Raw genomic sequence first — 11,439 nt, 5'->3', positions numbered from 1 at the left:
ACCGACCCCTACCTGCCGCGACGCGGCGACGGCGCGGGAGTACTGGCTTGGCGTGCGCGGATGGCGAGCGAAGAGGGCAAGGCCCGGTACAAGCCTCGTTCGATATGCGAGTGCATCCATGCCCGCTGGCGCAACTGGAACCTACGGCAATTGACCGTGCGCGGGATCGAAAAGGTCCGCGCCGTCGTGCTCTGGTACGCCCTCACCAACAACATCCTGCAAGACAACCGCCTCCGCAGCGCATAAACGAGAGCTCATCGACGAACTCAGACCCGCCATTTACCGCGACAAGCAGCCCCACTCCGCTCCGAACGAGCAAAAGCGTCACAAGCTCTCAGGATGAGGGCTGAAGTTGCGGCTCAGTTGGACTAAACGCTTGGGCGCGTTATCGCTGCGTCACATTGTCTCAATATAGCGTCGGACTTCATCCTGGCGACGGCCGCCTCGGCGGTCGCGCCGCGCGATATCGAGAGCATCGCCATGAAACTCAAATTCTCCCGCCGCCGTTTCCTCTCCACCAGCGCCGGTGCGCTCGGCGCGATCGCGATGCCTCACCTTTCACGCGCGGCCGACCGCCCTGCGGTCACCCACGGCGTGCAGTCCGGCGACGTCACCGTCGATGGCGGCGTGGTCTGGGCGCGCGCCGACCGTCCGTCCCAGATGCTGGTCGAGGTCGCGACGACGGAATCGTTCAAGGACGCCCGCGCGCTGCCGCCGATCGCGGCGCTGCCCGAGAGTGACTTCACCGCAAAAATGCTGCTGGAGAACCTGCCGGGCGGCCAGGACATCTTCTACCGCGTCCGCTTCCGCGATCTCTCGCATACCGCGGTCGAGGGCGAGCCCGTGGTCGGCCGCTTCCGCACTGCCCCGGCCGATCGCCGCGACGTCAGCTTTGTCTGGGGCGGCGACGTTGCAGGACAGGGCTGGGGCATCAATCCCGACGACGGCGGCATGTTCACCTTCTCGACCATGCGCAAGCATCGTCCGGATTTCCTGCTGCACTCCGGCGATACCATCTATGCCGACGGTACGATTGCATCCGAGGTGAAGCTCGCCGACGGCAAGATCTGGAAGAACGTCACCATTCCCGAGAAGGCGAAGGTCGCCGAGACGCTCGACGAATACCGCGCCGCGCACAAATATAATTTCACCGACGACAACGTTCGCGCGTTCAATGCCGAGGTGCCGATCTTCGTGCAGTGGGACGACCATGAGGTGACCAACAACTGGTCGCTGTCGAAGGATCTGCCGGCGACCTACAAGGTACGCGACATCACGCTGCTTGCGGCCCGCGCAGGACGCGCGTTCCACGAGATGTATCCGATGCGCGAAAGCATCGTCGAGCCGGGCCGCGTCTATCGCCAGATCTCCTACGGCCCGCATCTCGACGTGTTCGTGCTCGACGAGCGCAGCTATCGCGGCCCGAACGGCGCAAACCTCGATACGGAATACGGCCCGGCCAGCTACTTCCTTGGCCCCGACCAGATCGCCTGGCTCAAGCGCGGCCTGCTCAATTCGCGCGCGACCTGGAAGGTGATCGCCTCCGACATGCCGCTGAGCCTGGTCGTGCCCGACACGCCGAAGGGCGGCTCGGAGGCTTTCGCGCAGGGCAACGGCCCGGTGCGCGGCCGCGAATTCGAGATCGCCGATCTCTTGCGCTTCATCAAGATGGCGCCGATCGCAAACACGGTGTGGCTGACAGCGGACGTGCACTACGCCGCCGCGCATTATTACGATCCGAACAAGGCCCAATTTCAGGACTTCGAGCCGTTCTGGGAATTCGTCTCGGGCCCGCTGCACGCCGGCACTTTCGGTCCGAACGAGCTCGACAACACCTTTGGACCTGACGTGCGCTTCATCAAGGCGCCGGGGAAAGACAACCAGAACCTGCCGCCGTCGGCCGGCATGCAGTTCTTCGGTCACGTCAAGATCGACGGCGCCTCCGGCCAGATGACGGTGACCTTGCGCGACCGCGCCGATGTCGCGTTGTGGTCGACCACACTCGATCCGAAATCCGCCTGAAGCTGAGGCCGGCGCGCCGTCAGGTGCCGCGCGTCCGTAACGCTGCCTCCAGCGCGTCGCTGGAGCATGGCTTTTGCAGCCGTGGCCGCGCGCCGAATTGCGCGGGAATGCTCGTCTCGGCGCCGTAACCGGTGACGAACACGAAGGGAATCCTGAAGGTCGCGAGGCGGTCGGCGATCGCAAAGCTTTTCTCGCGGATCAGCTCGACGTCCAGCAGCGCGAAATCGGGCGGGCGCTTCGCGATCGCCTCCAGCGCCTGCGCCACCGAACCCACGGTGCGCACGCTCTTCACGCCAAATCCGAGCAGGCGATCCTCGAAATCGATCGCGATGATCGGATCGTCCTCGACGATCAGGACATCGGCAGGACAGTCGGAACCATCGGAAAGAGCGGGTGCCATAATCGAATCTTGAAGCATGAGGTTTCTCGGACCAGGACTGCCGCGACGCGATGCCTGCGCCCAGCACATCGGGGGTTCCCGGAACGAAACCCACCACATCGCCGTTTTCCAGTCTGTCCACTTGTGGACACAGGGCATGGACGAAGCTCGCTAATGGGGGAGGAGGATGGGAGTTCACGATGGACGCACGCACCGGCGAGGCAGCCGAGGTTAGCACCCGGCCGACCAACAACCTCCTGCGGCGCCTGAACCCGGCGGACTATGCGCTGCTCGCGCCGCAGGTCAGCGTTGACGACGCTGCGGCCAACGAGCTGCTCTACAGTCCCGGCGACGATGTCCAGGTCGTGCACTTTCCCTGCGGTCCCTCGCTGGCAACGTTTCTCGTCCCCAATGAAGACGGCCGCGACGTCGAGACCATTCTGGTCGGCCGCGAAGGCGCGGTGGGCGGCATCGTCAGCGAGGGATTTTTGCCGGCCTATACCCGAATCTGCGTGAAGTTCGGCGGGCCGTTTGCGCGCATTCGCGTCGCCAAGCTGGAAGCGGCCAAGCTGCGCTCGCCGTCGCTGCGCAATGTTTTTGCCCGTTACGCCGATTGCATGCTGGCGCAGATCTTCCAGTCAACCGCATGCAACGCCATCCACTCGATCGAGCAGCGCACGGCAAAATGGATTCTGGCGGCGATGGAACGGACCGGCGACGAGAGCAGCGTGCCGCTGACGCATGAGCAGCTCGCGACATTGCTCGGCGTCGGCCGCAGCTATGCGAGCCGCGTGCTGCAGTCGTTCAAGGCGGAAGGTGTGCTCGACACGCGGCGCGGCTCGATCCTGGTCCGCAACCGCGACGGCCTGCGCCTGCGCGCCTGTCTGTGCAACGATGCCGTGAAGATGCATTTCGAGGAGGTGCTGCGCGGGGTCTACCCGACCGAGGAGGCGAATCGCAGCTCGGCCCGGAGCTGATCGGACGGTCATTTGCGGGCCATGGCCCGCAATTAGGCCCCGAACCGGTCCTAAGCCCCGGGAATTCCCGGACAAAATTCAGTCAACCAATCCCGAAAGAACGCATTGTTTTTTGGCGTTTTCTGCCTATATTGCGCTGCAAACGCGCAGGGTGCCCGGTCGATCTGGCCGGGCTTCCTTTTTGGGCGTAATAGGCCCCGTTTTCCACGTTTCCAGCGTTATCCGTGAAGAGGTCCCGGCTTGACCGGCGAGATCGCGCTTAACCCATTGTCCGACCGCAAAGAAGCTCACTCATGAACCTCCGTAACGTCGCCATCATCGCCCACGTCGACCACGGCAAGACGACCCTGGTCGACAAACTCCTCCAGCAATCCGGCACGTTCCGCGAGAACCAGAAGGTGACCGATCGCGCCATGGACTCCAACGATCTGGAGCGTGAGCGCGGCATCACCATTCTGGCCAAGGCGGCCTCGGTGCAGTGGAAGGACACCCGCGTCAACATCGTCGACACCCCCGGCCACGCCGATTTCGGCGGTGAGGTCGAGCGCATCCTCAACATGGTGGACGGCGCGCTGGTGCTGGTGGACGCCGCCGAAGGCCCGCTGCCGCAGACCAAATTCGTGGTCTCCAAGGCGCTCAAGGTCGGCCTGAAGCCGATCGTCGTCATCAACAAGGTCGACCGTCCCGACGCGCGCCCGACCGAAGTCATCAACGAGGTGTTCGACCTGTTCGCGGCGCTCGACGCCAGCGAGGAGCAGCTCGACTTCCCGATCCTGTACGGGTCGGCCAAGCAGGGCTGGATGGCCGAGAGCCCGGAAGGTCCGAAGGACAAGGGCATGGAGCCACTGTTCGACCTGATCCTGCGCCATGTCGCGCCCCCGACGGTCGAAGAAGGTCCGTTCCGGATGATCGGCACCATCCTCGAAGCCAACCCCTATCTCGGCCGCATCATCACCGGCCGCATCTCGTCCGGCGTGGTCAAGCCGAACCAGCAGGTCAAGGTGCTGAACGCCGACGGCAAGATGATCGAGACGGGCCGCATCACGAAAATCCTGGCGTTCCGCGGCCTCGAGCGCACGCCGCTGGAGGAAGCCGAAGCCGGCGACATCGTCGCCATCGCCGGCCTGACCAAGGGCACTGTCGCCGACACCTTCTGCGATCCGACCGTCGAGGTGCCGCTGCCGGCGCAGCCGATCGATCCGCCGACCGTGTCGATGTCCTTCATCGTCAACAACTCGCCGCTCGCCGGCACCGAAGGCGACAAGGTGACGAGCCGCATGATCCGCGACCGCCTGCTGCGCGAAGCGGAAGGCAATGTCGCGCTGCGCGTCGTCGAAGCGTCGGACAAGGACGCGATGGAAGTCTCGGGCCGCGGCGAATTGCAGCTCGCGATCCTGATCGAGACCATGCGCCGCGAGGGCTTTGAGCTCTCGGTGTCGCGTCCGCGCGTCGTGCTCCAGAAGGACGAGGCCACCGGCGCCACCATGGAGCCGATCGAGGAGGTCGTCATCGACGTCGACGAGGAGCATTCCGGCGTCGTCGTGCAGAAGATGAGCGAGCGCAAGTCCGAGCTGGTCGAGATGAAGCCGTCCGGCGGCAACCGCCTGCGCCTGGTGTTCTACGCGCCGACCCGCGGCCTGATCGGATATCAGGGCGAGCTGCTCACCGACACCCGCGGCACCGCGATCATGAACCGCCTGTTCCACGGCTATGCGCCGTACAAGGGCGAGATCCAGGGCCGCCGCAACGGCGTGCTGATCTCCAACGACCAGGGCGACGCGGTGGCCTATGCCATGTTCAAGCTGGAAGACCGCGGCCCGATGATGATCGAGCCGGGCTGGAAGGTCTATAAGGGCATGATCGTCGGCGAGCACACGCGCGACAACGATCTTGAGATCAACGTGCTCAAGGGCAAGCAGCTCACCAACATCCGCACCACGTCGAAAGACGAAGCGGTGCGCCTGACCCCGCCGATCCGCATGACCTTGGAAAAGGCGCTCGCCTATATCGAGGACGACGAGCTCGTCGAGGTCACGCCGAAGTCGATCCGGCTGCGCAAGAAGCACCTCGACCCGAACGAGCGCAAGCGCGCGGAAAAGTCCAAGGAAGCCGTGGCGTAAGGCCACGCTCTCGTGCCCCGGACGCAGCGCAGCACGGAGTGATGCGGCTGCTGAGCTGGGGCCCAGTACTTTCGCCGCGCATATTCCCCGCCGTGGGTCCGGCTCTGCGCAGCAGCGCCATAAACGCGTTCACGCGCGTCTTCGACGCGCTATGGGCGCTGCAGCGCGTCCGGGACACGGGAGCTGCATATCTGTCCGGCTTTAGCGCTCATTACGAACGTGCTAGAGCCCGCTCATGAGTTCCCTGCCCTCCTCCGTCGATGTCGCGATCATCGGCGCCGGCGCCGCCGGCCTCGGCGCAGCGCATGCGCTGCACGGCTCCGGCCTCTCCGTGATCGTGCTGGAGGCGCGGAATCGGCTCGGCGGACGCGCCTGGACCGTGCAGGCCTCGCCGGAGGTGACCTTCGACGTCGGCTGCGGCTGGCTGCACTCGGCGGACAAAAACTCCTTCGTCACGATCGCCAACCAGCTCGATTTCGAGGTCAACACGGACCTGCCGCCCTGGCGCGATCGCGCCTTCGGCAATGCATTTCCGCAAAGCCAGCGCGACGATTTCATGCGCGCAATGGACGCGTTCTATGAACGCCTTTGGGAAGCCGCCCAAAAAGACACGGACGAGCCTGCGAGCCAAAGTCTGGAACCCGGCAATCGCTGGAACCCCATGATCGACGCGATCTCGACCTACATTAATGGCTGCGAATTGAAGGACATGTCGACGCTCGACTGGGACGTCTATGAGGACACCAATGCCAACTGGCGCATCCGCCTCGGCTATGGCGCGCTGATCGCGGCCTATGGCGCAAACTGTCCGGTGGCGCTGAGCTGCAACGTCACGCTGATCGATCATTCCGGAAAGCGCATCCGCCTCGAAACATCGCAGGGCACGCTGATCGCCGACAAGGTGATCGTCACCGTGCCGACCAATCTGATCACCGACGAGGCGATCCGTTTTTCACCGGCCCTGCCCACGAAGATCGATGCCGCGGCCGGCCTGCCACTCGGCGTCGACGACAAGGTGACGCTGGCGCTCGACGATGCGGAAGCCTTCCCGAAGGAAGGAAACCTGCGCGGCGCCACCATGCGTACCGACATGGGCACCTACCACATCCGCCCGTTCGGCCAGCCCTGCATCGAAGGCTTTTTCGGCGGCAGCTTTGCAAGAGAGCTGGAAGACGCCGGCGAGGGCGCCATTGCCGCGCAGGGCATCGACGAGATCGCGGGCTTTCTCGGCAACGACATCCGCCGCAAGCTGAAGCCGCTGTGCGAGTCGCGCTGGGCCCACGATCCCTTCGCGAGAGGTTCCTATTCGCACGCGCTGCCCGGCCACGCCGGTGATCGTGCAGCGCTGGCGGAACCGGTCGACGAGCGATTGTTCTTTGCGGGCGAGGCGACGTCGCCCAATTTCTTCACGACGGCGCATGGGGCGAGGGACAGCGGGGAGCGGGCTGCGAAGGAAGTGCTGGCGGCGATCGGGACGCGCTGACTAGACGCTGTCGTTACGGCGCCACGCCCCAATGTCGTCCCGGCGAAGGCCGGGACCCATACCGCGTGATCTATCGATAAACCTCCGTGTTGGTACCGCGCGCTGACTCCCGAACCAACAGTCTTCGCCAAACTTCGCCTTGTGGTTATGCGTCCCGGCCTTCGCCGGGACGACATCGAATTTTTGGAAACATTTCGATTCACGACTGCACTCGCGATGACAGGTCATTCAATCACCCTTGCCCGCAAATCTTCGTCAGGCACAAAGCACGCATCGTATTTCCCAAAAATGCGATAGCGGTTGCGCGCGATCAGGCTGTACACCACATTCCGCAGCGGCTTCGGCACGGCGAACAACATCCGCGCCCAACCCCATCCCGGGAGTTGCGACAGCACCGTCAGCGCAGCGTCTGACTTCAGGAACACTTCACCACCGTGAACCACGGCATTGGTATCGGGATCATCCGGATCGATGCCGAACGCCTTCGCAAGCCGCGCCCCGTAGTCCGACTGGATCGGCGTAAAACGAAACCGCCTCGCCGTGTCGCGCTTCGCGACGAAGCGCACCCAGCGCGAGCAGAAGATGCAGACGCCGTCGAACAGGATCACGTCGTCGTCGGGCCAATTTTGCATCAGCGATTATCCAGTATCAGCGGCGCGACCAGGAAATACAGCGTCATGGTTTCTTCGCCGCCACCGGCTTCAGCGCGCGATCGAGCTCGCCGCTTGCGGCTTTGACGCCGGCTTCGGTCTCGATCATCCAGTGACCCTCACTGCCGACCGCGGGCAGGGTGCGAAAATCAACCTTGCCGCCGCCGCCGCGAAACGCATCCGCCAAACCTCGCGAGAATGCCGGAGCGAAATAGCTGTCATTCGCCGCAACGAGCCATGTGACAGGGATGCGCGCCGCCTTACCGAACTCGGCAGCCGCCGCGACCAGCGCATGGGGAGCACAGACCCGGTTCGGTTCATCGTTGGCATGGCCGCCGCGCCCCGGCGCGAACGCGATGACCGTGGAGATCGCTTTCGGATCGGCGTTCGCCAGGGCCAGCGCGCCCCAGCCACCGGCGGAATGGCCGAGCAGGACGACGGCGTCCTTGCGGACAAAATCCTGCTTGAGCAAATAGTCCAGCGCGCGCGAAATTTCCTCCGCGGTTGCGCGGCCGGAATGCACGTAATCCGCCTCGTCGCAGCCGCCCTGGTCCTCAACATACCGACCGCCGGTCGCACCGTGGCCGAGCCGTTCCGGCACCAGCACGGCGAAGCCGCGCGCGACGAGAAACGCTGTGAGCGCGCGGTATTCCGGCTGCGGCATTTGCGCGCGACGCAACACATTCTGCGTCGAGGCGTGCGCGATCACCGCAAGCCGAAACGGACCTGTGCCGGCTGGGCGAAACAACAGCGCATGCGCGGCAATGTCGGTATCCGGTGACGGCACACGCCATTCTTGCCGACGGAACGGCTCGGCTTCCTCTCTCGATGCCCCAAACGTGACCTGAGCGCACAGAGACGGCGCAGTCAGCAGGGACAGCAGAGGCAGCAGAGGCAGCAGAGGCAGAAGGACAAGGGTGTTGAGGAGCCGCATGAATTGCCGGAGGCGAATACGAATGGCGCAGGCCAGACTAGTAGGAACGAATCGTCCTGGGCGGACTTTCTGCGTTGCCATCGCCGTTCATTGGTTACGGCGCGGCAGTTTTGCACCGACACATGGCAGGCCCTTGCCGTTCGAGGCAGCGCCTTGTCCTCTTTCGGTACAATATGGTGAAAATACTGATGCAGAAAGTCCACAGGTTAACCGATAATTAACGATAGGTCTTGCCGCCGGCGCGGCGACTTGGTTTGATCGCGTCCATGAGCACAACCCTGATCGAGGTCCGGCCGGCCAAAGCTGCAGACGCAACTGCGGTGGCGTCGACTCATGACGAAGCCTGGCGTTCGGCCTATCAGGGCATCATTCCCGGTGCCGAGCTGGAGAAGCTGATCAACCGCCGTGGCCCGCAATGGTGGGACAGCGCGATCCGCAAGGGCAGCCGCGTCAGCGTGCTGGTGTTCGGCGACAAGATCGCGGGCTACGCCAATTACGGCCGTAACCGCGCCCGCAGCCTGCACTTCGACGGCGAGATCTACGAGCTCTATTTGCGTCCAGAATTCCAGGGCCTCGGCTTCGGCCGCCGCCTGTTCGCCGCCGCCCGCCGCGACCTCATGCAAAGCAATCTGAAGAGCATGGTGGTGTGGGCGCTGTCGGACAACGATCCGGCGACCGAATTCTACCGGGCGTTGGGCGGCCGCATGGTGGCACGCTCCTCGGAGCGATTCGGGCCGAAGTCGCTCGACAAGGTTGCCTTCGCCTGGACCAATTGAGCTGCTGAAACCTTAACCGGCAGCGTTTCCGTATCCGTCGATACCGTTGCCTTTTGGGCCGGTGATCGCGGGATTCATTATTTCACAAAAACGCGATGGATAGGCGGGCCAAGCCCGCGTATGACAGTGCGAAAATCGCTGCCGGGCGCGATTTAACCTCGGCAACAACGGAGCCTTGAATGCGTATCGATGCGGTCTCGATCGGGAAAAACGTACCACACGACGTCAACGTCATCATCGAAGTCCCCGTCGGCGGCGAACCGATCAAATACGAGATGGACAAGGAAGCCGGCACGCTGGTGGTCGACCGCTTCCTCTACACGCCGATGCGCTATCCCGGCAATTACGGCTTCATCCCGCACACGCTGTCCGATGACGGCGACCCCTGCGACGTACTGATCGTCAACACCCGCGCCATCATCCCCGGCGCCGTCATGAGCGTGCGTCCGGTCGGCGTGCTGATGATGGAAGACGAAGCCGGCGGCGACGAGAAGATTCTGGCGGTGCCGTCGTCGAAGCTGACGCAGCGCTACGACAAGGTGAAGTCCTACAGCGACCTGCCGGACATCACGCTCCAGCAGATTCAGCACTTCTTCGAGCACTACAAGGATCTCGAGAAGGGCAAGTGGGTGAAGATTTTGCGCTGGGGCGGCCCGGAAGAGGCACAGAAGCTGATCCTCGAGGGCATCGAGCGCGAGAAGAAAAAGAAAGCGTAAAAGACTTGTGTCCCGGACGCGGCGCAGCACGAAGTGGTGCGCCGCAGAGCCGGGACCCATGGCGCCACTTGTACTGGGCGCCGGCTCTGCAGCGCATCGTTTCACGCTGCGCTGCGTCCGGGGCACGAGAGTTCAACTACACCGCTGGCTTCGGCAGCCCTGCGATCGCGCAAGCGGCGCGCAGCGTGTTCACGAGCAGGCAGGCGACCGTCATCTGGCCGACGCCGCCCGGCACCGGCGTCACCGCGCCGGCAACCGCAAGCGCTTCCTGGTAGGCAACGTCGCCGACGAGACGGGTCTTGCCGTCCTCCTTCGGGATCCGGTTGATGCCGACGTCGATCACGGTCGCGCCCGGCTTCAGCCAATCGCCGCGCACCATCTCAGGTCTACCGACGGCGGCATAGACGAGGTCGGCGCGCTTCACGAGCCCGGGCAGATCGCGCGAGCGCGAATGCGCGATCGTCACCGTCGCGTTCTCGTTCAAGAGCAACTGCACCAGCGGACGGCCGACCAGATTGGAGCGGCCGATGACGATGGCGTTCATGCCTTCGAGTGAGGCATGCACGCTCTTGGTCAGGATGACGCAGCCGAGCGGCGTGCAGGGCGACAGCGCCTCGAACCCGCCGGCGAGCCGGCCGGCATTGTTGGGATGCAGCCCGTCGACATCCTTGGCGGGATCGATGGCATTGATCACGGCCTCGGTGTTGAGGCCCTTGGGCAGCGGCAGTTGCACCAGAATGCCGTGCACGGCGGGATCGCGGTTGAGTCTTGCGGCGAGCGCGAGCAGATCTCCTTGCGAGACGTCGGCGGGCAGTTTGTGCTCGAACGAGGCCATGCCGGCGGCCTGGGTCTGGGTGTGTTTGGAGCGGACATAGACCTCGCTCGCGGGATCGTTGCCGACCAGGACCACCGCGAGCCCCGGCACCAGATTGTGCTCGCGCTTGACGCGGGCGACCTCGTCGGCGACGCGGCCGCGAAGTTCCGCGGCAATGACTTTTCCATCGATGATCTTGGCCGTCATGTCAGTTCCTCATGCCTGTCGATTTGGCCGAGGCGAGCTGACGCAACGCTTCGGCAAGCCGTGCCGGATCGCCCTCGACCGCGATCTGCTTCAGCCGCGACGTCGCCCCGGACAGGAGCGTGACGCTCGCCTTGGGCACACCGAGCGATTTCGCCAGCAGCGCGAGAACCGCGCGATTGGCCTCGCCGCCATCGGCAACGGCACGCACGCGCACCTTCAACACGCTGCGGCCATCGGAGAGCTGCTCGATCCCGTCGAAATCATCGCGGCCGCCACGCGGCGTCACCCGCAACGCGATGCTGACGCCCGTGGTGGAGATGCGCCAAGGGACCATCAGGGCTCCACTGCGGCTCCATCACGG

General features: G+C 64.2%; 12 protein-coding genes. 7 read left to right on the top strand and 5 right to left on the bottom strand.

Annotated elements, in window-relative coordinates:
* Together ABIB73_RS14290 and ABIB73_RS14285 are read left to right on the top strand one after the other, a co-directional pair.
* Positions 1-246 (top strand): transposase (locus ABIB73_RS14290; RefSeq protein WP_354224963.1); only part of this gene is annotated, 246 nt, incomplete at its 5' end.
* Between the two features lie 234 nt (positions 247-480).
* On the top strand, positions 481-2,022 hold the full coding sequence (locus tag ABIB73_RS14285; protein ID WP_354224962.1) for an alkaline phosphatase D family protein: 1,542 nt from the start codon (positions 481-483) through the stop codon (positions 2,020-2,022).
* A 19-nt stretch (positions 2,023-2,041) separates the two neighbouring features.
* Here the strand turns inward: ABIB73_RS14285 and ABIB73_RS14280 are convergent, their stop codons facing one another.
* Entirely contained in the window at positions 2,042-2,440 is a 399-nt protein-coding gene (locus tag ABIB73_RS14280; protein ID WP_354224961.1) for a response regulator, read from the bottom strand.
* 161 nt (positions 2,441-2,601) lie between these two features.
* Here ABIB73_RS14280 and ABIB73_RS14275 point away from each other — a divergent pair, with 161 nt between their 5' ends.
* The 3 genes from ABIB73_RS14275 (at position 2,602) to ABIB73_RS14265 (ending at position 6,981) form a co-directional block, all read left to right on the top strand.
* Complete coding sequence (locus ABIB73_RS14275) at positions 2,602-3,378, top strand: Crp/Fnr family transcriptional regulator (RefSeq protein WP_354224960.1); 777 nt, start codon at positions 2,602-2,604, stop codon at positions 3,376-3,378.
* Positions 3,379-3,671: 293 nt separating this feature from the next.
* On the top strand, positions 3,672-5,498 hold the full coding sequence (typA, locus tag ABIB73_RS14270; RefSeq protein WP_354224959.1) for a translational GTPase TypA: 1,827 nt from the start codon (positions 3,672-3,674) through the stop codon (positions 5,496-5,498).
* Positions 5,499-5,733: 235 nt separating this feature from the next.
* Complete coding sequence (locus ABIB73_RS14265) at positions 5,734-6,981, top strand: flavin monoamine oxidase family protein (RefSeq protein WP_354224958.1); 1,248 nt, start codon at positions 5,734-5,736, stop codon at positions 6,979-6,981.
* Between the two features lie 224 nt (positions 6,982-7,205).
* Here ABIB73_RS14265 and ABIB73_RS14260 read toward each other — a convergent pair whose 3' ends face one another.
* Together ABIB73_RS14260 and ABIB73_RS14255 are read right to left on the bottom strand one after the other, a co-directional pair.
* Complete coding sequence (locus ABIB73_RS14260) at positions 7,206-7,613, bottom strand: thiol-disulfide oxidoreductase DCC family protein (protein WP_354224957.1); 408 nt, start codon at positions 7,611-7,613, stop codon at positions 7,206-7,208.
* Positions 7,614-7,656: 43 nt separating this feature from the next.
* The gene (locus tag ABIB73_RS14255; RefSeq protein WP_354224983.1) at positions 7,657-8,565 is read right to left on the bottom strand and encodes an alpha/beta hydrolase family protein; all 909 of its coding nucleotides are present in this window, start codon (positions 8,563-8,565) and stop codon (positions 7,657-7,659) included.
* A 266-nt stretch (positions 8,566-8,831) separates the two neighbouring features.
* On the opposite strand from ABIB73_RS14255, the gene ABIB73_RS14250 reads away from it, so the two are divergent.
* Together ABIB73_RS14250 and ppa are read left to right on the top strand one after the other, a co-directional pair.
* Complete coding sequence (locus ABIB73_RS14250) at positions 8,832-9,341, top strand: GNAT family N-acetyltransferase (protein ID WP_027555342.1); 510 nt, start codon at positions 8,832-8,834, stop codon at positions 9,339-9,341.
* Between the two features lie 179 nt (positions 9,342-9,520).
* Positions 9,521-10,057 (top strand): inorganic diphosphatase, encoded by a 537-nt coding sequence (gene ppa / locus ABIB73_RS14245; protein WP_354224956.1) that lies wholly within the window; start codon positions 9,521-9,523, stop codon positions 10,055-10,057.
* 136 nt (positions 10,058-10,193) lie between these two features.
* Here the strand turns inward: ppa and ABIB73_RS14240 are convergent, their stop codons facing one another.
* Both ABIB73_RS14240 and ABIB73_RS14235 read right to left on the bottom strand, forming a co-directional pair.
* Positions 10,194-11,078, bottom strand: a complete 885-nt coding sequence (locus ABIB73_RS14240) for a bifunctional methylenetetrahydrofolate dehydrogenase/methenyltetrahydrofolate cyclohydrolase (protein ID WP_354224955.1) — start codon at positions 11,076-11,078, stop codon at positions 10,194-10,196.
* A gap of 1 nt (position 11,079) precedes the next feature.
* Complete coding sequence (locus tag ABIB73_RS14235; protein ID WP_354224954.1) at positions 11,080-11,412, bottom strand: DUF167 domain-containing protein; 333 nt, start codon at positions 11,410-11,412, stop codon at positions 11,080-11,082.
* Between the last annotated feature and the right edge of the window lie 27 nt (positions 11,413-11,439).

Source organism: Bradyrhizobium sp. F1.4.3, from assembly GCF_040548375.1.
Lineage (GTDB): Bacteria > Pseudomonadota > Alphaproteobacteria > Rhizobiales > Xanthobacteraceae > Bradyrhizobium.
Note: the sequence above shows the minus strand (reverse complement) of the source record. Positions and strands in the feature narration are given on the sequence as shown.

Excerpts from the sequence above, each read along its gene's own strand:
- ABIB73_RS14260 (WP_354224957.1), bottom strand. The coding sequence starts at position 7,613 with ATGCAAAATTGGCCCGACGACGACGTGATCCTGTTCGACGGCGTCTGC.
- ABIB73_RS14265 (WP_354224958.1), top strand. The coding sequence starts at position 5,734 with ATGAGTTCCCTGCCCTCCTCCGTCGATGTCGCGATCATCGGCGCCGGC.
- ppa (WP_354224956.1), top strand. The coding sequence starts at position 9,521 with ATGCGTATCGATGCGGTCTCGATCGGGAAAAACGTACCACACGACGTC.
- typA (WP_354224959.1), top strand. The coding sequence starts at position 3,672 with ATGAACCTCCGTAACGTCGCCATCATCGCCCACGTCGACCACGGCAAG.
- ABIB73_RS14280 (WP_354224961.1), bottom strand. The coding sequence starts at position 2,440 with ATGCTTCAAGATTCGATTATGGCACCCGCTCTTTCCGATGGTTCCGAC.
- ABIB73_RS14285 (WP_354224962.1), top strand. The coding sequence starts at position 481 with ATGAAACTCAAATTCTCCCGCCGCCGTTTCCTCTCCACCAGCGCCGGT.
- ABIB73_RS14255 (WP_354224983.1), bottom strand. The coding sequence starts at position 8,565 with ATGCGGCTCCTCAACACCCTTGTCCTTCTGCCTCTGCTGCCTCTGCTG.
- ABIB73_RS14240 (WP_354224955.1), bottom strand. The coding sequence starts at position 11,078 with ATGACGGCCAAGATCATCGATGGAAAAGTCATTGCCGCGGAACTTCGC.
- ABIB73_RS14250 (WP_027555342.1), top strand. The coding sequence starts at position 8,832 with ATGAGCACAACCCTGATCGAGGTCCGGCCGGCCAAAGCTGCAGACGCA.
- ABIB73_RS14275 (WP_354224960.1), top strand. The coding sequence starts at position 2,602 with ATGGACGCACGCACCGGCGAGGCAGCCGAGGTTAGCACCCGGCCGACC.
- ABIB73_RS14235 (WP_354224954.1), bottom strand. The coding sequence starts at position 11,412 with ATGGTCCCTTGGCGCATCTCCACCACGGGCGTCAGCATCGCGTTGCGG.